The sequence below is a fragment of the Hahella sp. CCB-MM4 genome (assembly GCF_002260525.1).
GTDB lineage: Bacteria > Pseudomonadota > Gammaproteobacteria > Pseudomonadales > Oleiphilaceae > Hahella.
On record NZ_MRYI01000010.1, the window covers coordinates 133,648 to 159,511 of the forward strand.

General features: G+C 50.4%; 25 protein-coding genes. 15 read left to right on the top strand and 10 right to left on the bottom strand.

Translation table 11 applies throughout. The annotated features are described in order from the left end of the window. The first annotated feature begins 169 nt into the window (after positions 1–169). Positions 170–631, top strand: a complete 462-nt coding sequence (locus BTA51_RS17385) for a flavodoxin family protein (RefSeq protein WP_094709512.1) — start codon at positions 170–172, stop codon at positions 629–631. A gap of 76 nt (positions 632–707) precedes the next feature. Here BTA51_RS17385 and BTA51_RS17390 read toward each other — a convergent pair whose 3' ends face one another. Next, positions 708–1,217, bottom strand: coding sequence for a CDP-archaeol synthase (locus BTA51_RS17390; RefSeq protein ID WP_094709514.1), 510 nt, complete (start codon positions 1,215–1,217; stop codon positions 708–710). Between the two features lie 452 nt (positions 1,218–1,669). Here BTA51_RS17390 and betI point away from each other — a divergent pair, with 452 nt between their 5' ends. The 6 genes from betI (at position 1,670) to choV (ending at position 8,518) form a co-directional block, all read left to right on the top strand. Continuing rightward, complete coding sequence (gene betI, locus BTA51_RS17395; RefSeq protein ID WP_094709516.1) at positions 1,670–2,263, top strand: transcriptional regulator BetI; 594 nt, start codon at positions 1,670–1,672, stop codon at positions 2,261–2,263. Next, on the top strand, positions 2,260–3,723 hold the full coding sequence (betB, locus tag BTA51_RS17400) for a betaine-aldehyde dehydrogenase (RefSeq protein WP_094709518.1): 1,464 nt from the start codon (positions 2,260–2,262) through the stop codon (positions 3,721–3,723). Before betI ends, betB begins: the two co-directional genes overlap by 4 nt. Positions 3,724–3,752: 29 nt before the next feature. Beyond that, positions 3,753–5,429 carry a choline dehydrogenase gene (gene betA, locus BTA51_RS17405; protein ID WP_094709520.1) on the top strand — a complete coding sequence of 559 codons (1,677 nt, stop codon included), beginning with the start codon at positions 3,753–3,755 and terminating at the stop codon, positions 5,427–5,429. Between the two features lie 104 nt (positions 5,430–5,533). Further along, on the top strand, positions 5,534–6,463 hold the full coding sequence (locus BTA51_RS17410; protein WP_094709661.1) for a choline ABC transporter substrate-binding protein: 930 nt from the start codon (positions 5,534–5,536) through the stop codon (positions 6,461–6,463). Positions 6,464–6,476: 13 nt separating this feature from the next. Beyond that, a complete protein-coding gene (choW, locus tag BTA51_RS17415; protein ID WP_094709522.1) occupies positions 6,477–7,304 on the top strand; it encodes a choline ABC transporter permease subunit in 828 nt (275 codons plus the stop codon). A gap of 23 nt (positions 7,305–7,327) precedes the next feature. After that, a complete protein-coding gene (gene choV / locus BTA51_RS17420; RefSeq protein ID WP_094709524.1) occupies positions 7,328–8,518 on the top strand; it encodes a choline ABC transporter ATP-binding protein in 1,191 nt (396 codons plus the stop codon). A gap of 21 nt (positions 8,519–8,539) precedes the next feature. Here choV and BTA51_RS17425 read toward each other — a convergent pair whose 3' ends face one another. The 3 genes from BTA51_RS17425 to BTA51_RS17435 all read right to left on the bottom strand — a co-directional run bounded on the left by BTA51_RS17425 (position 8,540) and on the right by BTA51_RS17435 (position 12,713). Continuing rightward, positions 8,540–10,273, bottom strand: a complete 1,734-nt coding sequence (locus BTA51_RS17425; protein WP_094709526.1) for an ABC transporter ATP-binding protein — start codon at positions 10,271–10,273, stop codon at positions 8,540–8,542. Beyond that, positions 10,273–12,087, bottom strand: a complete 1,815-nt coding sequence (locus BTA51_RS17430; RefSeq protein ID WP_094709528.1) for an ABC transporter ATP-binding protein — start codon at positions 12,085–12,087, stop codon at positions 10,273–10,275. Before BTA51_RS17430 ends, BTA51_RS17425 begins: the two co-directional genes overlap by 1 nt. Positions 12,088–12,152: 65 nt before the next feature. Continuing rightward, positions 12,153–12,713, bottom strand: coding sequence for a DUF4112 domain-containing protein (locus BTA51_RS17435; protein ID WP_371333196.1), 561 nt, complete (start codon positions 12,711–12,713; stop codon positions 12,153–12,155). Positions 12,714–12,830: 117 nt separating this feature from the next. Between BTA51_RS17435 and BTA51_RS17440 the strand changes: the two genes are divergently transcribed. Continuing rightward, positions 12,831–13,421 carry a DNA-3-methyladenine glycosylase I gene (locus BTA51_RS17440; protein WP_094709532.1) on the top strand — a complete coding sequence of 197 codons (591 nt, stop codon included), beginning with the start codon at positions 12,831–12,833 and terminating at the stop codon, positions 13,419–13,421. Between the two features lie 199 nt (positions 13,422–13,620). Further along, complete coding sequence (locus BTA51_RS17445; RefSeq protein ID WP_094709534.1) at positions 13,621–14,295, top strand: SCO family protein; 675 nt, start codon at positions 13,621–13,623, stop codon at positions 14,293–14,295. 26 nt (positions 14,296–14,321) lie between these two features. Here the strand turns inward: BTA51_RS17445 and BTA51_RS17450 are convergent, their stop codons facing one another. The 4 genes from BTA51_RS17450 to BTA51_RS17465 form a co-directional block, all read right to left on the bottom strand. Beyond that, positions 14,322–14,696: a nuclear transport factor 2 family protein gene (locus tag BTA51_RS17450; RefSeq protein WP_094709536.1), complete on the bottom strand. Its 375-nt coding sequence runs from the start codon at positions 14,694–14,696 to the stop codon at positions 14,322–14,324. A gap of 21 nt (positions 14,697–14,717) precedes the next feature. After that, entirely contained in the window at positions 14,718–15,620 is a 903-nt protein-coding gene (locus tag BTA51_RS17455; protein WP_094709538.1) for a D-hexose-6-phosphate mutarotase, read from the bottom strand. Positions 15,621–15,682: 62 nt separating this feature from the next. Beyond that, positions 15,683–16,237, bottom strand: a complete 555-nt coding sequence (locus BTA51_RS17460; protein WP_094709540.1) for a hydrolase — start codon at positions 16,235–16,237, stop codon at positions 15,683–15,685. A gap of 73 nt (positions 16,238–16,310) precedes the next feature. Continuing rightward, positions 16,311–16,829 carry a cupin domain-containing protein gene (locus BTA51_RS17465; RefSeq protein WP_094709542.1) on the bottom strand — a complete coding sequence of 173 codons (519 nt, stop codon included), beginning with the start codon at positions 16,827–16,829 and terminating at the stop codon, positions 16,311–16,313. A gap of 123 nt (positions 16,830–16,952) precedes the next feature. Between BTA51_RS17465 and BTA51_RS17470 the strand changes: the two genes are divergently transcribed. Continuing rightward, on the top strand, positions 16,953–18,239 hold the full coding sequence (locus tag BTA51_RS17470; protein WP_094709544.1) for an MFS transporter: 1,287 nt from the start codon (positions 16,953–16,955) through the stop codon (positions 18,237–18,239). Here the strand turns inward: BTA51_RS17470 and BTA51_RS17475 are convergent. Then, the gene (locus tag BTA51_RS17475) at positions 18,236–19,009 is read right to left on the bottom strand and encodes an SDR family oxidoreductase (RefSeq protein ID WP_094709546.1); all 774 of its coding nucleotides are present in this window, start codon (positions 19,007–19,009) and stop codon (positions 18,236–18,238) included. The two genes, BTA51_RS17470 and BTA51_RS17475, sit on opposite strands and share 4 nt — an antisense overlap. Before the next feature lie 342 nt (positions 19,010–19,351). Between BTA51_RS17475 and BTA51_RS17480 the strand changes: the two genes are divergently transcribed. The 3 genes from BTA51_RS17480 (at position 19,352) to BTA51_RS17490 (ending at position 22,867) form a co-directional block, all read left to right on the top strand. Then, positions 19,352–21,310 (top strand): AarF/UbiB family protein, encoded by a 1,959-nt coding sequence (locus tag BTA51_RS17480; RefSeq protein ID WP_094709547.1) that lies wholly within the window; start codon positions 19,352–19,354, stop codon positions 21,308–21,310. A 366-nt stretch (positions 21,311–21,676) separates the two neighbouring features. Further along, positions 21,677–22,027: a DUF3135 domain-containing protein gene (locus BTA51_RS17485; protein WP_094709548.1), complete on the top strand. Its 351-nt coding sequence runs from the start codon at positions 21,677–21,679 to the stop codon at positions 22,025–22,027. 96 nt (positions 22,028–22,123) lie between these two features. Continuing rightward, positions 22,124–22,867 (top strand): pseudouridine synthase, encoded by a 744-nt coding sequence (locus tag BTA51_RS17490; RefSeq protein WP_246841076.1) that lies wholly within the window; start codon positions 22,124–22,126, stop codon positions 22,865–22,867. A gap of 44 nt (positions 22,868–22,911) precedes the next feature. Here BTA51_RS17490 and BTA51_RS17495 read toward each other — a convergent pair whose 3' ends face one another. Beyond that, complete coding sequence (locus BTA51_RS17495; RefSeq protein WP_371333192.1) at positions 22,912–23,136, bottom strand: hypothetical protein; 225 nt, start codon at positions 23,134–23,136, stop codon at positions 22,912–22,914. Positions 23,137–23,335: 199 nt separating this feature from the next. Between BTA51_RS17495 and htpG the strand changes: the two genes are divergently transcribed. Together htpG and BTA51_RS17505 are read left to right on the top strand one after the other, a co-directional pair. Further along, positions 23,336–25,255, top strand: a complete 1,920-nt coding sequence (gene htpG / locus BTA51_RS17500) for a molecular chaperone HtpG (protein WP_094709550.1) — start codon at positions 23,336–23,338, stop codon at positions 25,253–25,255. Positions 25,256–25,386: 131 nt separating this feature from the next. After that, a complete protein-coding gene (locus BTA51_RS17505; protein WP_094709552.1) occupies positions 25,387–25,815 on the top strand; it encodes a VOC family protein in 429 nt (142 codons plus the stop codon). Positions 25,816–25,864: the final 49 nt, after the last annotated feature.

Here is a 25,864-nt window from a genome sequence, read left to right on the forward strand (position 1 = left end):
AAGTAATTCTGGGCACCATACCGACCGACCGGATATCCCAATCGCAGGTCAGAAAGACGCGCCTTGATTTGATCTCAGCGAGTGATTGTTTACACTCAGAGTGTTATCTATATACAGCTTAGTTCATTCAAATCCAAGCCAGGGTCCAAAGTATCCTTTATTCGACGCCATGCCTCAATTATTAGTTGTTGCACATGCGCCATCCGCCAATACCCGCCGCATGCTGGATGCGGTACTGGAGGGTGCGCGCCATCCTGACATCGAAGCTGTCGAGGTGCGCTGGGTGCCACCGTTGGAGGCTGGTCCTGAAGATGTTTTTGCCTGTGATGCCATTATCCTGGGAACCACAGAAAACCTTGGGTATATGAGCGGAGCTCTTAAAGATTTCTTTGATCGTATCTATTACCCCTGTCTTGAAGAGCGGCAGGGTCTTCCTTATGCGCTTTATATCCGTGCCGGCCATGACGGTACAGGTACACGGCGTGGGGTTGAAACGATTATTACGGGGTTGAAATGGCGTGCCTGCCGGGATCCATTGATATGCCGGGGAGAGTTTCAGGAAGAATTTCTTGAGCAATGCCGGGAGCTGGGCATGTATATGGCCGCGGGACTGGACGCCGGTATTTTTTGAACAATTCCATAATCGAAGGTCCACTATCCGAATCGAAGGTCCACTATCCGAATCGAAGGTCCACTACCCGGTATTTTCAATAGGGTTTCTTTCGCAATCCCATCCGATACAGTAAAGGCGATATACCCCAGTTAAAGACCACAAATGCCACCAGAACCCCAATGGCATTCAAGGTTGGCAGGGGATAGAGATATTGTGCCGCGCCCAGCGGTAAGGAAACTTCAAGAAACTGGTCCAGTATAGGGGCCTGGGAGCTGGGTTTCAGATCCAGTCGGCGTTTGATGAAGCTGGTGAGGATGTCTCCTGATAGTGAGACGGCTGACAGCAGCAGCCCATGTAGCCAGGGAAAACCGAGGAGAAATGCGGTCAATATTCCGGCAGAGATTCCGGCAAGGAGGCCGCGCCAGGTTTTAGATTTGCCCAGCCATGGGCGTTTGTCCCAGGCCTTCCGGCCCTGATCAATAGCGGCATTCCATGACGGAAATACATTGCGGGCCAGGATTGGCGCCCCGTTAACGATAACCAACAATGTGAACAGTTTCAGTTCAAGCACCAATTCCTGCACCATCATTTCAATGTTATCCATGACCTGATGTTTCTATATGAAGCATAGACGCAGACTGTATGAAAGTCTTGTTTAGTGTATTTTAAGCTGGTTACTCATAAAAAAATGGGAGGTCAAGAGAGCTCCGTTTATCAATCTGGCGGTACTAATTACGTCAACTTGCAGTTCTAAAAACGTCATGATCAAAGTAATTTTGGTCGTTTTCAGGTGGCTGATGAAGTCTATGAACTTTATCTGGTAAAAGATTGCCTCAATGAATTTGTAAATTGCATATTACATTGATATTAAATGATAAATGTAGGTGTTGAGGTGGAGTTTACGCGCTGTTTATGCTCCGAAAATCACGTAAATGTTGATGTTTTACGTGTCGTTTTTGAGCAGATTGGACAGGGTGTGAGCAAAATAAAACCATTTGAAATTTATAGGTCGAAGTATTAGTCTTTTTTTAATTGAACGTTCAATCAATAAAAATTATGCCTAAGATCGTCGTTGAAGAAGAGAAGAGAGAACAGCTCATTGAGGCCACTCTGCAGTCGGTAGAGGAATACGGTATTCAGGGCACAACCATTAACAGGATCAGCCAGTTCGCTGGCGTTTCAACAGGCATTATCAGCCACTACTTCGGTGGCAAGCAGGCATTGATGGAAGCAACAGTCAGGTATCTGTTGAATGCACTGCAGAAAACATTAATTACTGAGCTGGAGAAATCGGACGGCTCTCCCCAGGCAAGGATGATGGCCATTATTCAGGCCAATTTCAGTAAATTGCAGGTCAGTGATCGGGCTGCCAAAACTTGGTTGGCGTTCTGGGCTCAGGCGATGCACGACCCGGAACTGGCACGACTGCAAAGAGTCAACGAAAAGCGTTTGTTCTCTAACCTGAAAGTGACGCTAAGAGAAATTCTGCCGGAAGATCAGGTGGAAGAAAAAGCGCAAACCATTGCCGCATTAATCGACGGGCTCTGGTTGCGTAGTGCGCTCAGCACAGGAGGCCTGACCGTGAGTCAGGCAGAGCGGATATGCCGCAATTATGTCAATGAACTATTTGAAGCACAGGACCAACAATGAATCTGCCGGTTTATCAGTCTTTTATCGATGGTAAATACCATAGCAACAACACCTCGGAGACTTTCGATGTGGTGTATCCGGGATCCGGTGAGGTGATTTATCGGGTTGAACAGGCGACGCCGGAACTGGTTGATCTCGCGGTGAAATCTTCCCGTGAAGGCTTTGCCAAATGGTCGGCCATGTCTGGTATGGAAAGGGGAAGAATCCTCAATAAGGCCGTGGCCCTGTTGCGCGAACGAAATGACGAGCTGGCCCGGATAGAAGTGCTGGATACCGGAAAACCCTGGCAGGAAGCCAGTGTGGTCGATGTGGTCACCGGTGCGGACAGCATTGAATTCTTTGCTGGCCTGGCGGCATCTATCGAAGGTAACCACCAGGATCTGGGGGGCGATTTTTACTATACCCGACGCGAGCCTCTGGGTGTTTGCGCCGGGATCGGCGCATGGAACTATCCGTTGCAGATTGCCTGCTGGAAGTCTGCACCCGCCCTGGCTGCGGGCAACTCGATGGTGTTCAAACCTTCCGAGGAAACTCCGTTGGGAGCATTGAAACTGGCCGAAATCTTCATAGAAGCAGGTGTTCCGGCGGGTGTATTCAATGTGGTGCAGGGTGACCACCGGGTCGGGCAGATGCTGACCGGTCACGAAGGTATCGAGAAAGTCTCCTTCACCGGAGAAGTTGGCACCGGTAAAAAAGTGATGGCTGCTTCGGCTTCCACATTAAAAGACGTCACCATGGAGCTTGGCGGCAAGTCGCCTTTGGTGATATTTGACGATTGTGATCTTGAGAATGCGGTATCCGCAGCGCTGGTAGGAAACTTCTACACCCAGGGCGAGGTGTGTACCCATGGAACCCGTGTATTTGTCCACCAAGCCATCCTTGACCAATTCGTTGAACGGGTTAAGGCCCGGCTTCAGGCCAATATTGTGATTGGCGATCCCATGCATCCCGATACCAACATCGGTGCTCTGATCTCGGCAAAACACCAGGAAAAGGTGATGAGCTACATCGACCTTGGTCGTCAAGAGGGCGCAACCCTGGTACACGGTGGGCAGGCCGCCCAACCTTCAGGATTTGAAAACGGTTACTTCGTTGAGCCGACAGTTTTTACTGACTGTCAGGATGATATGAGAATCGTGAAGGAAGAGATTTTTGGTCCCGTCATGAGTGTGCTGTCCTTCGATAGCGAAGAGGAAGTCATTGCCCGTGCCAACAACACTGAGTATGGGCTGGCAGCTGCTGTGTTTACCAACGATATTCGCCGGGCGCATCGTGTAATAGGTAAGTTACAGGCGGGCATCTGCTGGATTAATGCCTTTGGGGCATCTCCTGCCGAAATGCCGGTGGGAGGCTATAAGCAGTCCGGGATTGGTCGTGAAAACGGCGTTTATACACTCAATCAATACACCCAGTTGAAAGCTGTCTATGTCGGTATGACAGATCTGGATGCTCCGTTTTAATTTCAACCTTTGGCAATGATGGCGTAGTCATGACAGTAAAGAGTAATGCAAAAAGCTTTGATTACATCGTGATCGGTACCGGTTCCGCCGGATGTGTATTGGCGAATCGGCTGACAGAAAGTGGTCGTGATGAGGTGCTGGTATTGGAAGCAGGTCGTAAAGACGACACCTGGAAAATCCATATGCCGGCGGCACTGACGTACAACCTCGGGGATGATAAGTACAACTGGTACTACCATACTGAGCCACAGGAATTCATGAACCAGCGCAAGCTGTATTGGCCGCGCGGTCGTGTCTGGGGTGGTGGTTCCGCATTGAACGCCATGGTGTATATCCGTGGCCATGCCCTGGATTATGACCGTTGGGATGAAGAAGGCGCCAAAGGCTGGGCCTATAAAGATGTATTGCCTTATTTTCGCCGGGCGGAAACCCGGGAGAAGGGGGAAGACGATTACCGCGGTGGCAAAGGTCCTTTGAACGTACATACGGGTGATGAAACCAACCCGTTGTTTGAAGCTTTTATTAAATCTGCGATGGAAGCAGGGTACCCGTTCACCGAAGATATGAATGGCTACCAGCAGGAAGGCTTTGGGGTCATGGATATGACCATCAAAAAAGGTAAGCGCTGGAGTACTGCGCAGGCTTATTTGCGGCCGGTTCTGGACCGTTCCAACCTCACCACGGAAACCGGTGCGCTGGCGACCCGTCTGTTGTTCGAAGGAGACTGCTGTATCGGTGTGGAATATGAGCAGAAGGGGCAGATTGTCCAGGCTCTGGCCCGCAAAGAGGTCATTCTATCCGGCGGTGCGATCAATTCTCCGCAGCTGTTAATGCTTTCCGGAATAGGTGATGAGGCATTACTGAAAGCCCTGGACATTGAGGTGAAAGCCCATGTACCGGGAGTCGGTCAGAATTTGCAGGATCACCTGGAGCTCTATGTTCAGAATGCCTGTATTCAGCCACTGACGCTTTACAACTTTACCCGTCAACCACGCAAAACGGTGGAAGGGGTGAAGTGGTTTCTCAATCACGATAAGAGTGCATGCCGGACAGCGCACCTTGAAGCCGGCGGTTTTATCCGTACGGAAGCGGGCGTGAAGCATCCCGACATCCAATACCACTTCCTGCCGTCGCAGGTGATTGATCATGGTCGTGTAGATCCTCAGGAGCACGCGTTTCAGGCTCACGTGGGTCCGATGCGTCCCACTTCCGTCGGGTTTATGAAAATCGTTTCCAAAGATCCGCGTAAGCATCCTTTATTGCAACCAAATTATCTGGCCACTGAGCGCGATCGTTTTGAAATGCGGCAATGCGTCAAGCTTACCCGCGAAATATTCGCTCAGAAATCACTGGATCCGTTTCGTGGCAATGAGCTGCGTCCGGGGGCTGGAGTGAAAACAGATGAGCAGATCGATGAATTTGTTCGCAATTATTCTGATAGTGCCTATCACCCTTCGTGCACCTGCAAGATGGGCGCTGATGATGATCCGATGGCGGTTGTGGACTCTGAAGCCAGGGTTCGCGGCGTACAGAACCTCCGTGTAGTCGATGCTTCTATTATGCCAAGCATTGTCAGCGGAAACCTGAACGCTCCCACCATCATGATGGCCGAGAAATGTGCAGATCACATTCTTGGTAAAACGTTACTGACGCCCTCTGAGGCGCCGGTATGGATTCACCCTAACTATTCAACTCAGCAGAGGTAGTGTGAAGTGCGCCTGCGGTTTCGTAGTGAAACGGCTGGCCAACGCAGGGACGCTCGTTTACCGATGTTGATTTTTTAAAACAACAGGGGAAAGAGATGAAACACATGAAGCAACTCGTTGTGGCGGCCACTCTGGTATTCGGCAGTGTTACCGCCCAGGCAGCAGAGGAATGTAAACAAGTAAATTTTGCCGATGTGGGCTGGACGGATATCACGGCGACCACCGCTATGACATCAGTTGTTCTGGAAGCACTGGGTTATGCACCTAAAACTCAGCTTCTGTCCGTTCCTGTCACTTACAAATCTCTATCTAACGGCGATCTGGATATCTTTCTGGGTAACTGGATGCCGACCATGGAAGCGGACATTCGTCCTTATATTGACAACAAGACTGTTGAAGTCGTAGGCAAAAACCTGGAAGGGGCGAAATACACCCTGGCGGTTCCCTCCTATGTGGCTGAAGCAGGAGTCAAATCTTTTGCGGATATCGTCAAAAACGCTGACAAATTTGACGACCGCATTTACGGCATCGAACCTGGCAATGACGGCAACCGCCTGATCCAGGACATGATTGACAAGGGTGCCTTCGGACTGAAGGAATTCAAGGTAGTTGAGTCCAGCGAGGCAGGTATGTTGTCCCAGGTGAAGCGTGCTGTAAAACGCAAAGACTGGATTGTTTTCCTGGCTTGGGAGCCACATCCCATGAATGCCAACTTCGAGCTGACTTACCTCAGTGGCGGTGACGACTATTTTGGTCCTGACTTTGGCGGTGCCACCGTTTACACCAACGTTCGCAGTGGATTGATGAGCGAATGTCAGAACCTGGGTGCCTTACTGAAAAATCTGCAGTTCTCGCTGGCCATGGAAAACGAAGTCATGGGCGCGATTCTTGATGACAAGAAGAAGCCTGAAGTTGCCGCTTCAGACTGGATTAAGGCTAACTTCGCCCAAGTCGAGAAGTGGCTCAAAGGTGTGAACACCATCGATGGCAAGCCAGCCATTCCCGCTGTCAAAAAACATCTGCAGTTGATGTAAGCAGGGAACCATTATGGACTGGATGAGTGATCATAAACTGCCAGTCGGCGAGTGGATGGAAGCCGTGGTCGATTTTCTGACCGACCACGGTGGCGCATTCTTTGACTGGATAGCCGTTTCCCTGGAGACGATTATCCAGGGGTTGATCGATCTGCTGATGATGCTGCACCCACTGGCATTTATTCTGCTGGTGGCGGCAGGAGCCGGATGGCTACAGCGTCGCTGGTCGATCTCTGCACTCGTTGTACTGGGCCTGGGGTTGATCTGGAACCTGGGGTATTGGCAGGAGACGATTGAAACTCTTGCACTTGTACTTTTTGCGACCGGCTTTTGTGTCTTGTTCGGAGTGCCTATTGGTATTGCCGCGGCCCATCGGCCATGGCTATATCGGGTGATGCGTCCTCTTCTGGATCTGATGCAAACCATTCCGACATTTGTTTATTTGATTCCAACACTGACGTTATTTGGATTGGGTGTCGTACCCGGTTTGATATCTACCATTATCTTTGCCATAGCCGCACCGATTCGGTTGACGCACCTGGGCATTACGCAGGTTCCCGAAGAGTTGCTGGAGGCGGGTAAAGCCTTTGGCTGCAAGCCGACGGCTCTGCTCTTCAAGGTGGAGATTCCAGCTGCCATGTCAAGCATTATGGCCGGGGTCACCCAGTGCATCATGCTATCGCTGTCGATGGTGGTTATTGCAGCCCTGGTGGGGGCTGACGGCCTTGGTAAGCCGGTGGTGAGAGCTTTGAATACCGTTGATATCGCAACTGGATTTGAAGCCGGCTTGGCCATAGTTCTGATTGCAATCTTGCTTGACCGTATGTTCAAGAAGGCATAGCCGGAAGTTGGGAGGAGGAAAACATGATCGAATTCAAGAATGTTGATGTGGTTTTCGGAAGTCATTCGGCTCGTGCTCTGGAGATGCTGGATCAAGGCGAAGATCGTGCCGCGATTTATGAAAAAACCGGCCAGACTGTGGGTGTGCATAATGCCAGTCTGCGCGTGGAAAAAGGCGAAATCTGTGTCCTGATGGGGCTGTCCGGTTCCGGTAAATCCAGCTTGTTGCGGACTGCCAACGGTTTGAACCGTATTTCCCGTGGTCAGGTACTGATTGATACCGATGAAGGCGAGCAGGACTTCTTCTCACTCACTGAGGAGCAGCAGCGTCGCCTGCGTCTTGAGCGAATCACCATGGTGTTCCAGAAGTTCGCTCTGATGCCATGGCTGACCGTTGGGGAGAATGTGGCCTTTGGGCTGGAACGACGTGGAATGTCCAAGAAGGAATTGCAGGCCAAGGTCGATGAACAATTGGCGTTGGTGGGGCTGGATAAGTGGAAAAACTCCAAACCCGGCGAGCTGTCCGGTGGGATGCAGCAAAGGGTCGGTTTGGCCCGGGCGCTGGCCATGGAGACCGATATTATCCTGATGGATGAGCCGTTTTCAGCATTGGATCCCTTGATTCGCACACAGCTGCAGGATGAGTTGTTGCGCCTGCAGGAGAAGTTGAACAAGACGGTGATCTTCGTCAGTCATGATCTGGATGAGGCGCTCAAACTGGGCAATCATATTGCGATCATGAAAGATGGTGTAATTGTACAGCATGATACTCCGGAGAATATTGTGCTGAATCCGGCCACTGAATATGTTCGTAACTTCGTAGCTCATACCAACCCGGTTAATGTGTTGCAGGCCCGCTCTCTGATGAAACCTTTAGGTGAACCCAGCAACGACGAAGGGGAAATCTGTATCAGCTCACGTTACGACTACTGGTTGAAACTGGCTGCGAGTCCCGAGGAGTGCAAAGTGCGCTACGCGGAAGCCCGTTTCGATGTGCAGCGCTGGAATGAAGACCAGCCGATCGCCGGGCTGGCAGAAAAGCCCACCATCATCCCGAATAATACGTTAATGAGGGATCTGGTGGAGATCCGCCACGTGACCGGCCATGCACTGCTGGTAGGGAACGGCGAGCGGATCACCGGTGTGATCAATGATCAGAATATCTACCATGCTTTGTTAGGCTGTCATTTGGATGAGCAGGCCGTGCAGGCCTGACCGATTCGCAGAGTGGTTGGACTATTCCAACGCCAAATGGGCTGTCTGGATACTGTAAAGGTGTTCATACAGCCCTCTTTTTTCCAATAGCGAAACATGGCTCCCTTCTTCCACCAGCCTTCCGTGATGTAGCACCAAAATATTATCAGCATCCTTGATCGTCGAGAGCCGGTGAGCGATGACAATGAGCGTGAGATTTCCCCGCAGACGCTGAATGGTTCGCTGTACCAGGGCCTCGCTGGCGGAGTCGACAGTGGCGGTGGCTTCATCCAGAATCAGAATTTTGGGTTGCCGCAGCAGTGCCCGGGCGATGGCCACCAGATGCCGTTCTCCGTTAGACAGCCGGCTGCCCCGTTCTCCCAACACGGTATTCAGTCCTTCCGGAAGACGTTGCAATAACGAGGAAAGCCCCACCTGTTCCAACGCTGAAGTCAGCTCGTTGGTTGTGTATTGTTCACCCATGATCAGGTTTTCTGCCAGAGTGCCCTGGAACAGAAATGGCTCCTGTTCCACCATGCAGACTGATTTGCGCAGACTGGAGGTGGAAATCTGATCCATTGGAATGTCATCAATTAGCAGCATGTCTGGAGCGACCGGATAGAATCTCAGCAGCAGCTGAGTCAGGGTGCTCTTTCCGCTGCCCGTGCGACCGACAATCCCCAGCATTTTTCCGGGCTCAATGCTAAATGAAATGTTGTCCAGCACAGTGGTCTCATCATCGTAGCTGAAGCTCAGGTGGCGGGCCTCAATGCGGCCGTGCTCGATTCGCGCGGTGCCTGAATACTGCTCCAGCGGAGCATCCAGCAGTTCGAATACCCGTTGGCCGGCCACCAGTGATTGCTGCATGATGTTCAGCCGCTGAGTCAACTCAATCAAGGGTTCCACGAATCGTCCCAGGTAGTTGATGAAGGCGTAGAGAACCCCGATTTCCACACTTTGTTCCAAAGACGTCAGACCAAAGGCAAATACAATCGCCGCTAAGGCCAGCATACTCATGAAATCGACTAAAGCTCTGAGCATCAGGCCATCCAGACGGACGTTACGTACCCGCCAGAGATAGTGCTGCCAGACGGTATCCTGAAATTGCTCATCGAATCGGGGTTGCTGATTCAACGCCTGGATGACGGACATCCCACTCAGGGATTCATGCAGTCGGGCATTAATGTCACTTAGCAGAGATCGCACCTTCTGGAAGAGGGGAGTGCTTAGTCGCTGATACCCCCACATGGCCAGTGCAATGAACGGGAGAATAAGGGCACTGACCAGCATCAGGTGAATATCCAGAATCCCCATCATGATAAATATGCCGGTCACCAGCACCAGGTTTTGTACAAATGTGGCAATGACGTTAAGGAAGAGTTCTTTGATGGCCTCCGAATCATTGGTCAGTCTGGAGACAATGGCCCCGGTTGAGGTGGTATCGAAATAAGCCACAGGGCGATGAATAACCGCGTGAAAAACCTGCTCGCGCAAAGTCTCCACGACCGATAAGGCCACTTTGCTGAACAATAATGCCTGTGCATAATGTCCTACGGCCCCGATAAACATCGCGGCCAGATAAAAAGCAAGCAGGGTCAGGGTGGCCTCGCTGATATAGACGCCGTTGGTCAGGTGTTCATCGATAAACACCTTGATCAGATAAGGGCCAGCCACGTCGCATAGGGTGGCAATCAGCAAAGTGATTAATCCCCAGATCCAGAGTTGCTTATGGACCAGGCTGAAGCGGAGCAGCCGCTTAAATACATTCCAATACATCAGTGTCCCCGATCCAGTTCTGTTTCTATCTGCTGCAGAGCATAAATGCTGGCGTACCAGTCCTGGCGTGCCAGCAGCTCTGCATGGCTGCCCTGCTCACGTATTTGTCCTTCCTGTAATACCAGGATCTGCTCCGCATGGCGCAAGGCGGATAGGCGGTGGGAGACGATGATCGTGGTCTGCCTGCGGGAAGCGGTTTTTAAATGTGCCAGAATGCGGGTTTCCGTTCCTGTATCGACCGCTGACAAAGCGTCATCCAAAATCAGGATCGGTGCCTCCCGCAGCAACGCCCTGGCTAAAGCTACACGCTGCTTCTGTCCGCCGGACAATGTGACGCCGCGTTCGCCGACGACCGTATCCAAGCCCTTCGGAAAGCCTTCAATATCTTCCTGTAGTGCCGCCACCTCAATGACGCGTTGGAGATCTTTTTCCGACGCCGCCGAGTGCCCGAGCAGAAGATTTTCCCGTATGGTCGTGCTGAACAGAAACGGCTCCTGTGGGACATAGGCGATGTGATGGCGCAGGGTATCCAGTTTGAGATTCTGAACTTCTATACCTCCCCAGAGGATTTGCGCTCCCTGGGTTTCATACTCCCTCAGTAAGAGTCGTAGCAGAGTGGTTTTCCCACTTCCGGTAGGTCCGGTGATGCCCAGAGTTCCGGATTGAGGCAGAGTGAACCGGATGTTTTTCAGAATCGGGAGGCTATGGAGATGAACCTGACTGTGTCCAAGGGTTTGCTCTTTACGGTCGGCCTGATCGGCGTCCGCGCCCGAATAACTGGGGTAATGGAAATCGGATAGCTCTACATTCAGATCGTATTGATCCAGTTGCTCGATGCTTCCCGTGTCTTCAATGTCCGGTTTTTCTGCAAGCAACCGGGTAATGCGTTTAAACGCGGCAGAACCGCGTTCGGCAATGTTCAGCATCCAGCCGAAGGCAAACATGGGCCAGATCATGTAACCCAGGTACATGGTAAAACTGGTGAGCTGTCCCAGGGTCAGTCGTTGTTGCAGAATCATCCAGCCCCCGTAGATCAATGTCATAAGAAAAGACGCGCCAATGGTAATGCCGATAGTGGGGTGGTACTTGGCATCTGTGTGCGCCACTTTCATGTAAGCGTCGGAAGAGGTTCGGGCAATGGCGTTGTATTTGGATTGAATATCCGCTTCCTGTCCGTAGGACTTGATCGTTCGTACTCCTGATACGGTCTCCTGACCTATATCCGTCAGCTGCCCGAATGAGTCCTGGGCGACGGCGAAGCCGGAATGCAGCTCTCGTCCGAAGCGGTACATGAATATTGCGGCAATCGGCCAGGGGATGAACGCCGCAATGGTCAATTCCCAGCTGATGGTCAAAACCATCATGGTCAGGACTATCAGGCCGGTCAGAAGGCCGTCAAAGGCTGCCAGAATACCTTCACCGGCGGTCATCTGCAGAGCTTCGACATCATTGGTGGCATGGGCCATCAGGTCGCCAAGTTTATTACGCTGGAAATAGGACGGGGAAAGCCTTAGCCAGTGTTGATAGAGTTTAATCCGGGTTTCGGCCGCCAGTTTATGGCTGGCACCAAACAGGAAAATTCGCCAGAGTACCCGGGCAATATAGATCACGATTGCCAGAACAAAGAGGCACCCTCCGGTGAAATACAGAGTCGAGCTGTCGAGTTGCTGATTAACGATCTCGTCGACAATTTGCCCGATTAACCGGGGAGGAATCATCAAGAGCAGAGCAACAATCGTCAGCAGTGCCACAGCGATCCAGTACTGCTTTTGATTGGCTTTGAAGAAGTGTCGTAGTTCCCAAAAAATTCGCATGAAATTCGGTTGTCTCAGATTGGAATGATCGTAACTTTTTGATGAGGATCGCTTAGTCGCTGATGCTAATTCGTCGAGGGCGTCGACAGTAAATACAGTACCATCAACACGGCAGCTGCCAGGATAAGTGAAAGTAGCAACCAGGGAGTGCGTTTGGATTCTGTCGGCGGTGTTATCCGGATGAGAAGATAGTCCTTCAATAGTTTTAGATTACGGGTGCTCGAGCGGTAATAAATATCGAACACATCACCTACGATGGGAAGCAGGCCTCCAACAAAATCGATCACAATATTCAAAACCATTTTCCAGCGTAAACCCGCAGGAGCCCCCAGTCTCCGTGCCTCACCGATCATAGCGCCTGACATGATCAAGGTCACCAGGTCACCCAGTACCGGCACCAGACCAATGATCGTATCCCAGCCAAAGGTAATGGAAGTGCCGGGAATTCGATATTGGGCATCCATCCAGGTGGCAAATTTCTCGAGACGATCAAGCGCCTGCTGAAAATCCTCACGGGTTAGTTCAGCATTGTCAGGTTTTGTCTGTTCGGGAAGCTTATCGGTACTATCTTTACCTGTGCCTGTGCCTGTGCCTGTGGTGTGGTCCTTAATGGGTAATCTCCTGATTGCGCATGCCCGGGAATGTCAGTTGAATTTCACCAGGGGAATAGAGGACACTGCAACGAAATTCCGGTTGCAGGTATCAGCGCCGGTGAAGACAAAACATAAGATTAGGAAAGAATGATGTCAATTGAACGATGTCCCTGGTGTGGGTCGGACCCATTGTATGTTGATTATCACGACCGGGTCTGGGGTCGTCCTGTCGCTGACTCCAGGGTGTTGTTTGAGAAGTTGTGTCTTGATGGTCAGCAGGCAGGCCTTTCCTGGATCACCATATTGAAGAAACAAAAGGGCTATGAAGAAGCTTTTGCCGGCTTTGATCCGGCCGTTATCGCCTTGTGGGGCGATGAAAAAGTGGAAGAGCTGATGCTCAATCCTGCCATCGTACGAAACCGTCTCAAGATTCAGTCTGTGATAAAGAATGCCCGGGGCTATCTGGAATTGCTGGAGAAAGGGAAGGACTTCTCCTGCTTCCTGTGGGATTTTCTGGATGGCAGACCATTGATCAATCATTACCATGATACCGCAGATGTTCCAACCAATACGGAGTTGTCTGACCGGATGTCAAAAGCATTAAAGAAGGCCGGATTCAGCTTTGTAGGTTCGACAATTGTTTACGCATTCATGCAGGCGGTCGGCATGGTCAATGACCATCTGGTCGGCTGTCCGCAACACATGGAGTGCAGTGACCAGGCCGCTAAGTTCTCCCTGTAGTTTGGGTCGCTTTACGTTGGTAAGGATATTTCTTTTGGCGTTCGTCGTATGATAAGGTGCAACGCCAATCAGCTCCATTTGGATGACCGGGCCAGGTTGTATTGAATGGGACTAGTTGTATTGAACGGAACAGAACAGAACTGATTGACAAGGACATGTGCCTTGGGACGATAGGCTCCCTCTTACGAACTGACAGAATATGAATTCCAGACTCTCTACATTACTGATTGCCATTTTTGCGGCACTTCTGGGCCTGGTCGCGGGCTGGTATTTTACCATTGGAAAGCAGGTGGATGCCGCGGCACTGGCCAAGGTGCACACCTACGTTTATCCAACTCCAAGGCTCCTGCAGCCGGTCAGTCTGACTAATCTGGATAATAAACCGTCGACCCTGGGAGATTTCCAGGGGCAATGGGTGTTGGTGGAGTTCGGTTACATGTCCTGTCCGGATATTTGTCCTACCAATCTTGCTGCGACCAATAATGCGATGAAGCGGTGGAGAGAGGAGTATCCTGCTTACCCCGTGCAAGTGGTATATGTGACTTTGGATCCGGCTAGAGATACTGCTGAGCGCATGAAGGAATACCTGCAGTATTTTGACCCGAACTTCGCAGGCCTGACGGGCAATGTGGAAGACATCCGTTCATTGGCGATGCAGTTGAACACGATATTCGAAATTGAAAAGCCGGATGAAGACGGAAACTATGTGGTCAGCCATAGCGACAATATGGCACTGATTAACCCGGCAGGTGAGTTTGTCGCAGTCGTGAAAGGGCCACACAATGCGGAAGCACTGTTTACCGCCATGGAAGGAGTGATCCCTCCGTTAACCTCATTATATGACCTGACAGCGCCTTATATGCCTTGCCACTGAGTGGCAATGAGTCGGTAAGATTTCCCTCATATCTCCTGTACGAGGGTAGAGTGGGCCGCAACCACCTGCCATTGCTGGTGGTTGCGTCTTTGCCAGATGCGGGTAAACCTCAGCGAAACGTCAGACGGCATACCGCCGAATTCTCCGCAGATATGAGAGTGCACGGAAACGATTGCCATCTCCTCCTGAGATCGGGTGATTTGCACCGACTGAACAATCGAGTGAATGTTCACAAACCCGGTTCTGTGGGCTTCCAGGTCATCCTGTTTTGACATGACCTGTCCGAGATGATTGGTGAAAATGAGATCATCTGCCAACAGTTGGTCAAGGGTGGATAAGTCAGAGTCAATCATTGCCCTCCTGAGTTGTTCTTCAAGCATTGAGAGATGCTCTGAACCCATCACGACTCATCAGGTTCGCAATCAGCTATAGGACATTAACGTCAGGGTGACTTCGTGTCGCTCTCCAGCAGGGATTGGGGCAAAGTCATTCCAGGCCCGTGCGGTTTCAATACACACCATATCCCGATAGCTTTCCGGGGAAAACTGGGACAGACGCTTACTTTTCTCGATCCACGGATTCCAGACAATGGATGAATGACTTTCCGGAGCTTCCAAAGAGATCGTACGTTTCCAGCCGGCATCTTTCATACGGATCAGCGGAGGAGTGTTGTAGTAGATCCGATCCACTTCCTTATCAAAGGTAATGTGACCATTCTGCAGATGCTTGGCTCCACGATCCAGGGAGTCTATATAGGGGATTCCGTCGAGGTCATGGATGCTGACGTTCTTGATATCACTCACCGCAAGATAGGTGTGCATGGCGAAGCTCAGATTGACCAGCTGGTCTGTCTGATTATGAGAAACCAGTTGGCATTCCAGTCTGTCACTGAACCTGTAGCGCATGGTGATCCCCAATCCCTCCAGACCCGGCAGGTGCACACCTTTGGCCAGAACGACTTCGGTATATTCAGCCTGTTCTGTGGCGGAGACCAGTTCCCAGAGGGTCTCGCGCACCAGCCCATGGCTGGGAGGTTGGTCGCCGGCGAATTGTTGAATGACCGGGTCCTGATTCTGGTTCAAGGGACCGAACCAGGGCCAGCAGATGGGAATACCCTGACGAAGAGCTGCGCCGGTGCTTAATTCCAGGCGCGAGTTTTCCCACAAAACCGGGCGTTGCCCATGGCTGGCATAGGTCAGGACTTGCCCCCCCATCAGAGACACAGAGCCCACACAGTCATCCCTTTCTATATCCAGGACTTCAAATTCACCTGTGTTGCGGACAGAGATAGTCTTTAGGTCTGCTAAATCAATATCTATTGGCATGCTGCTTATTAATCCTTGAATAGCTTTTGGTCTTTAAATAGCGTTTAGTCTTTAAACTGCTTTTAGTCTCTAAACAGCTTCGACATGGCCTTGAAACGTTCGCCGCCGGCTTCCCGTTGGAATTCAAACAAAGCCATTTCCACGCAAGACGGAACGGCTCCGGCATCCTTCATTTTATCCAGCCCCAATTGGCGGTTCAGCGCCGAACGAGAGGAAATGGCGTCATTAATCGTGACTACCTGATAGCCGTTCTGAAGTAGGGCAATACAGCTCTGATAAACGCAGACGTGGCTTTCAATACCTGCCAAAAGCACTGTCTTTTTTCCTGTTTCCTGCAACGCTTCCACAAAAGCGGGTTCGCCGTAACAACCAAATGAGGTCTTGGGGATAGGTTGGAGGTGGGGAAGATGTTCAGCGACTTCTGCAATGGTCGGACCCAGCTTATCAGGAACCTGTTCCATCCAGATGACGGGAAGTTCAAAGAGTAAGGCTCCCTGGACCAGGCGGCTGAGTTGTTTGAACAAAGATTCCCGCTCGGTCATTAGTTGAGCCAGTTTGCCTTGGATATCGACCAATACCAGGACGCAGTCTTCGGCATTCAATAAGCCTGTGCTCATGGATAGTCCTCGCTGTTGTAGTAATTGGATTATAGCCCTATGGTAACTCAGTCTGCGCGATTGGAATAAGGTCTTATCGGATCAGACGTTCAATCAATGACGATAAACGGGGGTATTGGAGACTGAGAACGCCTTTTTCAGCCAATTCAAAATCCGAGTAATCAAATCCGGGTGTCATCAGGCAACAAACCAGCGTGTATCCTAATCGCGAATGATCGACCGGTTCGGCCGCGAGCCATTGGCCACCGGGAACAATGGCTTGTCGGGTAAGAGATGTTTCTGCACCAAGCAAGTCGGTATGGAGAGAGCCATCACCTTCTATTCGGTGTATGGAAATCGGGTCTCCTTCCACGAATATCCAAACCTCCTCATTTCGGAGACGGTGCCACTGGGAATAGGCTCCCCTGGGCAATAGATAGTAAATAATGGTGGCGGTAGGGCGTCTGCCGGAATCCGTATCTATCGATGTCGTAGAGGTGAAGATTCGCCGGTAATAGCCACCTTCAGGATGAGGTTCCAATTTAAGCTGGCGCAACAAAGACCTGGCATTCCGGGGTAATTCTTCCGGCAACGGGAGTGTATTAGTAGCCATTGAACTTTTTAATCGTCCTTGGTTCCTGGTGAATAATCACTTTGTTCCTATTAGGATTACCACCCAGCCATTAGTTCACAAACCAACTATTAATATATATACCAATCAGGAGGGATCAGACAGTTGGCTTTCAGATTTACGCCCTTTCATTCCATGCTGCTGATCAGCCTGTATTTTGCACAGGGGTTTCCTGCCGGGCTGGTCGCCCATGTGCTGCCTCCGGTGATGAGGGAGCATGGCCTGCCCCTGGAATACATTGGATTCATTAAACTACTGGCATTGCCCTGGGTGTTGAAATTCATCTGGGCTCCCTGGGTGGATAAGCGAAACCTGTTTGGTTGGGGGCAGCACAGGGGCTGGATTATTGCCATGATTGGCTGGTCCATGTTGATGCTCGGGCTGATGTCGCTGGTGGCACCAGAGCGGATGACGCTTTTGATGATCAGCGGCTTCTTTGTGCTGATACTGGGGCTGAACCTTGGAGCTTCAACTCAGGATATCGCGACCGATGGTCTGGCAGTGAAGCTCTTGCCACCACCTTTAAGAGGCTGGGGAAACGCACTGCAGGTCGGCGGATATAAGATTGGCATGATTGTATGTTCCAGCCTGTTACTGATGTCGATAGATTTGGTGGGATGGTCGGTCAGCATCGGGTTTATGGTGGTCGTACTGGGTTTATGTCTGATTCCAGTTTTGATTTTTAATGAATCAAGCACTTTTCCGGACACTCCCGGAAGCGGTGAACGAGTTTCTGACAAGCACATTCCCTTGCCATTGGAGACCTATCTGGGGTTCCTGAAACAACCTGGAATTGTCTGGTGGATTGCCGTACTGCTGATGTTTAAATTACCGGACAGTCTGGCCTCCGGGATGATTAAACCTATGCTCGTGGATGTGGGGTTGGATTTAAGTGAAATTGGCTCAATTACTTTGCTGTCATCGCTGGTAGGCGTGGCGGCCGTATTTGCCGGCGGTGGTGTATATGATCGGCTGGGGCCCCGCAACAGCCTGGCCGGTATGGCGATTCTTCAGGGGATCAGTCTGGCCAGTATCAGCCTTATCGCGGGAGGAAGTCTGTCGATGGGAGAGTTACTGGCGCTGACCATGTTTGAACAACTGGTCGACAGTATGAGCAATGTCACATTGTTTGCCGTAATGATGCACTACTGTCGTCGCGAGCATGAGGGGGCTGACTATAGTTTTCAGGCATGTATACAGATTATGTTCGCCGGGCTTGGGAGTGTCTTGAGTGGAGTGGTGGCAGCACTGACCGGCTATGAGGTGCTTTATTGGATAGCAGGCGGGATCAGTGTCCTGATCGCCGCTCTGGTACTGCTTCATTTCCGTTACAGCTCACGTGCCCAGGATGAATGGCAACTGCAGCGTGAGCTTAGGCAAAAAGCGCTCTAACGCATCAGACTCTTAACCATGGGTGCTACCCAGGATCTGGGTAACCAGCGGGTGGTTTCTGTCATCATTTTATTCAGTACACCATGCACTACAACGGATTGGCCTTTCATCAGCGCCCGATAAGCCTCCTTGGCCACCTGGCTGGCAGGCATAAGCTTGATATATTCCATCGCTTTGAGGTTGTCTGTTCCGGCCTTGTCGAAGAATTCAGACTCGGTCGGGCCCGGACACGAGGCGGTAACGGTGACGCCATCGTCAGCAAGTTCCGCATGCAGGGCTCGTGACAGTGACAGGACATAGGATTTGGTCGCGTTGTATATGGCCATGCCCGGGCCGGGGATAAAGGCTGCGACGGACGCGATATTCAAAATGTAGCCGTTGCCCCGGTTGGAAAACTCTTTGCCGAACAGATGGCAAAGGGAGGTGAGGGTAGTGATATTGAGATAGAGAGTTTCCTCGCTGATTTCGCGAGGCTGGTCGATAAAGGCCCCGTAGTGGCCTCGTCCGGCATTGTTGACCAGGCAATCGATTTCCAAATTGCGGAATCTGACTTCGTCATGGAGTACCCGGGCAGAGTTTTCTTTGCTGAGATCAATGGCGATGCAGTGACTGTTCACGCCAAACTCATCTTTCAACTGTTTTGCCAGGTGTTCCAGCTGGGCTTGCCGACGGGCGACCAGTACCAGATTCCAGCCTTCGCCGGCAAACTGCCTGGCAAGTGCCAACCCAATACCCGAAGAAGCTCCGGTAATAAGTGCGGTTTTTGTCATGTATATGATTTCCTTGAGAAAGTGCGAAGTTGTAGGTCTCTTTATACTTTCTTTGAGTGCATTATTATGATTAAGGCGGTTGATAACGGATGTATCAGCCTGAAATATTATCAAGTGACCGTTGGTCATTTAAACTGCTGACGGGCATGAAGTAAATAACTCTTTGAATCACTGCAACGGATATATGCATGACTTTGGAAGACTTATATCTTGAAATACAAGGGAAAATACGGGGAATTGGATACCATCATTCCAAATTCGCCATAAAACTCTGTTTCAAATCGACCGAACTTGATAAGCTGCCTATCCATCGTGATCAGGCCCGGACCTCATTCAATCTGCATGAATAGTCCAGAATCCAAGAACTTTATTGAAATCAACTTTCCTGTTCTCCGCCGTCGCACTGATCGGATGTTGCGTGGGGCGGGGCAGTTGGCTGTCAGTACTGTCAAACTCCCGAGCGCTTTTGGTCCTTTGATGCACTTGCTGTTAAGTGAGGAATCGATTGACCGGGAGCAATTGTCTGATGAGCTTGATAAGCTGTTCGAAGTTCTCTATCAGCATCCCATATCTGAACAGTCCCGGGCACTGACCCGCTATCTGCGCAAGTACAAGTTAATCCCCAATGAAGAGACCACTGAAGGGCTGATCCAGTTTCTGGTGAAGCAGGTGGTATCCCGCAGTCCGGTGGAAGTTCCTGAGGCGTTGGTTGATGAATTCTGGGATTTTTTCCAAGAATTGATCAGTGCGCCAGAGCTTAAAGGACTGGTTGAGCTCAACCTTGAAATTATCCGCTCGGTGCTCAGAACCTATGAGCCACTACTGGTGGATCTGGTCAATCGTACCAAGCATTTGCGTCGGGTTAACCAGGTCGCTATCGGCGATATGATGATCAAGGCCCGGGTGCTGCGCAGCGATTTGATTATATTACGACGACAGATTCGCGCCATTCGCTATATCAAGCCGTTCCTGCAAACCGATCCCAGGGATTTTGCCAGCCAGGCACAGATAGTGGCCCAGATGGTAAGCGAGTTCGGGCCGTTATTTATCAAAATGGCTCAGGTCGCTGCAGCCAATGCAGACTTTCTTCCAGAGGAAATTGCCAGAGAGCTTCGGGTATTCCAGCAGGATGTCAGTCCGATGACGGCTGATGAGGTCAATCAGGCATTTCTTGAGTGCTATGGCAAAACTCCACAGGAAATATATTTCAGCTTTGATATATCAAAGCCCCTGCGTTCCGGCTCCATAGGATCAGTCTATGTTGCGAAAAAACCGGTGGTCAGGGAAGGAGAGGAAGTACTGATTCCGGTGGTGGTCAAGGTATCCCGGCATAATCTTGAGAGGGAATTTCAGATGGGAGCTCTGGCGCTGGAGCTGATGCTGATTTCCAGTCAATATTGGGCGCCTCACTCCAAGCTGCTGCCATTTCTTGAAGCTATGTCCAAACAGGTGAAAGAGTTCACCCGGGGATTTGAGCAGGAACTGAATTTTGAAGGCGAGGCGGCGATACAGAATCGCTTCTATGAGCGCTCCCAGGAAGGGGAATGCTGGTCAGTGCCGCGGTTATATTCAGCCACCGGAAGGGTCATTGAGATGGAATATCTCGACACGGCAGTGTCTGTCGACCGACTGGTGAAAGAACTGGCCGGTGCGGATCGAGGCGATACCCAGCGCCATATTGCCCAGCGTTTTCTGTATACCGTGCTGCAGCATATCCTGGTTTACCAGGAATTCCATGGAGACCTGCATCCGGGGAATATCATGGTTACCCCTGAAGGTCGGCTCTATCTGATTGATTGGGGTAACACTGTTGCAATGGAAGGTAAGTGGTCACTGGTATGGGACTACATTGTCGGAGCTCTGACGGCGGATATTGATAAGCTGACAGAGGCTCTGATCGACATGAGCACTCACCCGGAAGACAATCGCCAGCGCCGTGAGGCGATACGTGAGGCGCTGGCTGAAACACTGGCCAAGAAGCAGGTACAACCCCTGGGGAGTAAACCCTGGAAGGTTCTGTTGAAGGAAGGACGCCCAGGAATACACCGACGCTTACAAGCGGTTATGCACCTGCTTTCAAACACTTATCAAATGGGCATTATTGTACAGAGTGACTATTTACATCTCAGTCGCTCGCTAACAGCCATGGCAGGTACCTACCTTAATCTGTACGAAGGCTTGCCCAGAACACAATTAATGACTGACCTTGGAACAGGTGTCGTTCTGTTCCCTTATCACCTGACCAAAGACCGGATTCAGAACCGTCTGCGGAGATTCCAGGACCGCCTGTTGCCGGGTTGAGGTATCTTATCCATCAACGGGCACCCGTCTTCTTTTCGATCAAGTCACATTTTGGAAAAAACCTTTTAGCCTTTGGTCTTAAATTATTTCAATTGAAATACAGGAAGGGGTAAAAAGAAGTTATTGAATTTCAAATATTTTGACGTACAAACTAATAATTAAGTTTACATAACATTACAAACAGGGTGCGCCAGATACAAAAATTAACTCTATACAGGCCATAGACAGCCGGGTACACTGACTGGGTGGTTAAATGTTAGTCAGTTTTGCCCGAAAGATATTGCATTGGAAGCTGTATCAGAGCTGATGGTTTTACACGAATTGACAGTAGCGTGGCAAAACACAAGTAGTACAGCTGAGTAGCAGATGGAACTTCCAAATTTCGATTTATTGTTGGAAATGGCACAAAAGCGTCCGGAAGAACTCGAAGCCCTGCGAGAGCAGATGGTGGAGAATGTCATATCGTCCGCGCGCAGTGAATACCAGAATCGTCTGAGAGGCTTGCAGTTTCAGATCGATATGACCCGTGCCAAATCCAAAACACCTCTCGCAGCCTGCATGCGTATCAGTGAGCTCATGTATGAGTCTTTCTCTGAACTGCATTTCTATCTGAACGAGCCCCTCGAATACCAGGAGCAACGACGTAGCCGTGAAACCCAGCAGGCGGCTAATGTTGTTAACCTGAACGATTATAAGGCCCGCAAGAGTCAGGAGTAGAGCCAGTCTCTCTGGAGCTCCTTATTGTTCCCGCGGACATGGTATGCTAGCGCCCCTTTAAATATCTCTGCTTGAAGCAGTCTCTACGGAGGGGCGGTGCCGTCACATTTTTCTTCAGTAAATCCATTAATTCATCCGGCCTTTTCTGTTGTTGAGGAGCAGCCGGAATTTGTAGTGATTAACAAATCGCCGGGAATTGGATTTCACGATGAGTCTTCCGAGCCCGGAATCTGCACGATCGTCCAGAACACACTGGGATATCCTGTATTTCCCGTTCATCGCCTCGATAAACCGACTTCCGGATTGTTGATTCTTCCCAAGTCGGCGGCAATGGCTAAAACAATGACAGAAGAATTTTCCCAGCACCGGGTGGAAAAATACTATCTGGCATTGAGTGATCAAAAGCCTTCGAAGAAACAAGGCTGGGTCACTGGAGACATGGTGAAATCGCGAGGTGGGGCCTGGAAGTTAACCCGGGAAAAGAAGAATCCCGCGGTAACCTATTTCTACAGTAGGAGTCTGATACCCGGCGTCCGCTGTTTTCTGTTGCGCCTCTATAGCGGCAAAACCCATCAGGCAAGGGTGGCACTGAAAAGCCTGGGAGCGCCAATTCTGGGAGATACTCGATACGGAGGTGGATCTGTCTGGCAAGAGGGGGGCAATGTCGACCGATTATATCTGCATGCCTTTGCGATGAGATTCAAATGTCTGGGACGGGAATGGTGTTTTCTACAAACGCCTGATCAGGGACTGTTGTTTCAGGAGTTCAGCAGGTCCTCTCTGATGGGGGACTGGCAATCACCATGGGAGCTGACCTGGCCGGCATCTGCCGGCGGTTAACACGGGAAGAGCAGGGGAGTGCGCACTTCAGTATGCTTTCCTTTTTAATGTGCTTTCACTTTGGTTTCGCCGCAGCGGGCGCATTTATAAACGGTCACCAGTTTTCCTAATTTGACGTCAAACTGCTTGTTGTTCTGTATCTCCCACTTGTGAAAACCGTTGCGACACAAGGTTTTCCCCTTGTGTTTGTCTTTCAGGGACGGTCTTTTGAAAGGAACAACGTCTCCCACTTTCTCTTGCCTCATGGATATCTGGATTTTGGTCATCATACACCAGACTCATTTCTCACCGAATGCTTGAAATGTTCTTTTTTGCCCCCATCTTCTGCCGTCATGTAGTGGAGGATAGTGAATGATTCCTCCAGCGGGCAGCCAAGTCCGCGCTAAATACTGAAAATTTCACATAGCTTTTTCATAAAACTTATTCATTTAACTTTTCATTTAACTAAGGTCAGGAGTTTAATCACCGATGACGACTGCAGCGCCAAAAGAAACCTTGGGGTTCCAAACCGAGGTCAAACAGCTACTTCACCTGATGATCCATTCACTCTACAGCAACAAGGAAATTTTCCTTCGTGAGCTGGTATCCAACGCCTCTGATGCTCTGGATAAATTGCGGTTTCAGGGCCTTAGCGATGAGTCGTTGTATGAGGGTGATGAGCAACTGAAGATCCGTTTGGAGTTTGATGCTGAAAACAGCACGGTGACTCTGACTGATAACGGTATTGGTATGACCCGGGATGAAGTGATTCAGAACCTGGGAACCATCGCGAAATCAGGTACTTCTGAGTTTTTGGCAAGCCTTTCCGGAGATCAGAAGAAAGATGCCAAACTGATCGGCCAGTTTGGGGTAGGCTTTTACAGTGCGTTTATCGTGGCTGATCGGGTTGAGGTGTTTACCCGCCGGGCAGGTACTGATGCCTCTGAAGGGGTGCACTGGGAATCCCATGGTGAAGGTGAGTTCTCTATCGAGTCGACAGAGAAAACTGAACGGGGCACCCAGATCGTTCTGCACCTGAAGGAAGATGAAAAAGAGTTTGCCAACAGCTGGCGTTTGCGCAGTCTGGTGAAAAAATATTCCGACCATATTTCTTTCCCGGTAGAAATGCTGAAAGAAGATATGGGAGGAATGGACGAAGAAGGCGAAGAGAAGAAAGAAGAAAAGCCTGTGGAATTTGAATCGGTTAACGAAGCCACTGCATTGTGGACGTTGCCGAAATCCGAAGTAAAAGACGAGGATTACAAGGAATTCTACAAGCACATCTCCCACGACTTCTCTGATCCTATTCTTTGGGCTCATAACCGTGTGGAAGGTAACCTGGATTACACCAGCCTGTTATATGTTCCCGCCAAAGCTCCTTATGACCTGTATAACCGGGAAGCGCCGCGTGGCCTGAAGCTGTACATCCAACGTGTGTTCATTATGGATGATGCGGAGCAGTTTTTGCCGCTGTACCTGAGATTCATCAAAGGTGTGGTGGACACGAATGACCTGTCCCTGAACGTTTCCCGTGAGATTCTGCAGAACGACAAAGCAGTGGACAGCATGCGCTCAGCCTTAACCAAGCGTGTGTTGGATATGCTGACCAAGCTGGCGAAAGACGATGCAGAGCAATATCAGTCTTTCTGGGATGAGTTCGGACGTGTGTTGAAAGAAGGTCCGGCAGAGGACTACGCTAACCGCGAAAAAGTGGCCAAGCTATTTAGATTCTCCTCCACAGTGGACAAAGACGGCAAGCAGACTCAGTCTCTGGATGATTATATTGGCCGTATGAAAGCCAGCCAGGAGAAGATCTACTTCATTACTGCTGAATCATACGAAGCAGGTCTGCGCAGCCCGCATTTGGAAATCTTCCGCAAGAAAGATATCGAAGTGTTGATCATGCACGACCGTATTGATGAGTGGCTGATGAGTCACCTGAATGAATATGACGGTAAGCACTTCCAGGATATCGCCAAAGGTGAACTGGATCTTGGTGACGCTGAAGACAAGGAAGAGAAAGAGAAGCAGGAAAAGGCCAGTAAAGAAGCTGAGCCGCTGATTAACCGGATCAAGGATGTGCTGAAAGACGAAGTGGCCGAAGTTCGTGTCACCCACCGTCTGACAGACTCTCCAGCCTGTCTTGTCGTAGGCGAATACGATATGGGTCTGCAGATGAGAAAAATTATGGAAGCCGCCGGTCAACAGGTTCCGGAAAGCAAACCGATATTCGAAATCAATCCGGAGCATCCTTTGGTGACCCGATTGAAAGAAGAGCAGGATGAGCGCTTCGATGATCTGGCCCACGTGTTATTCGACCAGGCCAAACTGGCGGGCGGGGAACACTTGAAAGATCCGGCCACCTACGTAAACCGCTTAAACAAGTTGCTGCTTGAGTTGTCCAGGTAGTATCTTTCTCCGTGATGAAAATACCCCGCTTGTCGGGGTATTTTTTTGTGAATGACATAACAATCTTTGCGTCGCGTGTGCGTCAGTGCTGTCGTTCCTAATCGATACCGAATTTGTACAGGGATAGAACCATGAAACAGGACATTGTGCACTTTACGCTGGTGGTCATGGATTATGACGAGGCTATTCAGTTCTACGTTGGCACACTGGGTTTTGAACTGGTTGAAGATCTCTATCAGCCGGAGCAGGACAAGCGCTGGGTGGTGGTGTCTCCTCCGGGGTCCAGAGGAGTTACTATATTGCTGGCCAGGGCTTCCAACGAAAACCAGCGGCAGTATATAGGCAACCAGACAGGTGGCAGGGTATCATTCTTTTTGAATACCGACGATTTTTGGCGTGATTATCATCGTATGGTGTCAAAGGGGGTGAATTTTGTTCGTGAGCCGTCGGAACAGGATTACGGTACAGTTGCGGTATTCGAGGATTTGTACGGCAACTTATGGGATTTGCTTGAATTGAATCCGGAACATCCGATCAGCCGTCGTCTCTCGGCGGTATAGAATCTGACTTCAGTGGGTTCTGCTGTCAACTATCGCTACAGAAGATATA

Coding starts and splice junctions, on each gene's coding strand:
- BTA51_RS17385 (WP_094709512.1), top strand. CDS start 170: ATGCCTCAATTATTAGTTGTTGCACATGCGCCATCCGCCAATACCCGC.
- BTA51_RS17390 (WP_094709514.1), bottom strand. CDS start 1,217: ATGGATAACATTGAAATGATGGTGCAGGAATTGGTGCTTGAACTGAAA.
- betI (WP_094709516.1), top strand. CDS start 1,670: ATGCCTAAGATCGTCGTTGAAGAAGAGAAGAGAGAACAGCTCATTGAG.
- betB (WP_094709518.1), top strand. CDS start 2,260: ATGAATCTGCCGGTTTATCAGTCTTTTATCGATGGTAAATACCATAGC.
- betA (WP_094709520.1), top strand. CDS start 3,753: ATGACAGTAAAGAGTAATGCAAAAAGCTTTGATTACATCGTGATCGGT.
- BTA51_RS17410 (WP_094709661.1), top strand. CDS start 5,534: ATGAAGCAACTCGTTGTGGCGGCCACTCTGGTATTCGGCAGTGTTACC.
- choW (WP_094709522.1), top strand. CDS start 6,477: ATGGACTGGATGAGTGATCATAAACTGCCAGTCGGCGAGTGGATGGAA.
- choV (WP_094709524.1), top strand. CDS start 7,328: ATGATCGAATTCAAGAATGTTGATGTGGTTTTCGGAAGTCATTCGGCT.
- BTA51_RS17425 (WP_094709526.1), bottom strand. CDS start 10,273: ATGTATTGGAATGTATTTAAGCGGCTGCTCCGCTTCAGCCTGGTCCAT.
- BTA51_RS17430 (WP_094709528.1), bottom strand. CDS start 12,087: ATGCGAATTTTTTGGGAACTACGACACTTCTTCAAAGCCAATCAAAAG.
- BTA51_RS17440 (WP_094709532.1), top strand. CDS start 12,831: ATGTCAATTGAACGATGTCCCTGGTGTGGGTCGGACCCATTGTATGTT.
- BTA51_RS17445 (WP_094709534.1), top strand. CDS start 13,621: ATGAATTCCAGACTCTCTACATTACTGATTGCCATTTTTGCGGCACTT.
- BTA51_RS17450 (WP_094709536.1), bottom strand. CDS start 14,696: ATGGGTTCAGAGCATCTCTCAATGCTTGAAGAACAACTCAGGAGGGCA.
- BTA51_RS17455 (WP_094709538.1), bottom strand. CDS start 15,620: ATGCCAATAGATATTGATTTAGCAGACCTAAAGACTATCTCTGTCCGC.
- BTA51_RS17460 (WP_094709540.1), bottom strand. CDS start 16,237: ATGAGCACAGGCTTATTGAATGCCGAAGACTGCGTCCTGGTATTGGTC.
- BTA51_RS17465 (WP_094709542.1), bottom strand. CDS start 16,829: ATGGCTACTAATACACTCCCGTTGCCGGAAGAATTACCCCGGAATGCC.
- BTA51_RS17475 (WP_094709546.1), bottom strand. CDS start 19,009: ATGACAAAAACCGCACTTATTACCGGAGCTTCTTCGGGTATTGGGTTG.
- BTA51_RS17480 (WP_094709547.1), top strand. CDS start 19,352: ATGAATAGTCCAGAATCCAAGAACTTTATTGAAATCAACTTTCCTGTT.
- BTA51_RS17485 (WP_094709548.1), top strand. CDS start 21,677: ATGGAACTTCCAAATTTCGATTTATTGTTGGAAATGGCACAAAAGCGT.
- BTA51_RS17495 (WP_371333192.1), bottom strand. CDS start 23,136: ATGATGACCAAAATCCAGATATCCATGAGGCAAGAGAAAGTGGGAGAC.
- htpG (WP_094709550.1), top strand. CDS start 23,336: ATGACGACTGCAGCGCCAAAAGAAACCTTGGGGTTCCAAACCGAGGTC.
- BTA51_RS17505 (WP_094709552.1), top strand. CDS start 25,387: ATGAAACAGGACATTGTGCACTTTACGCTGGTGGTCATGGATTATGAC.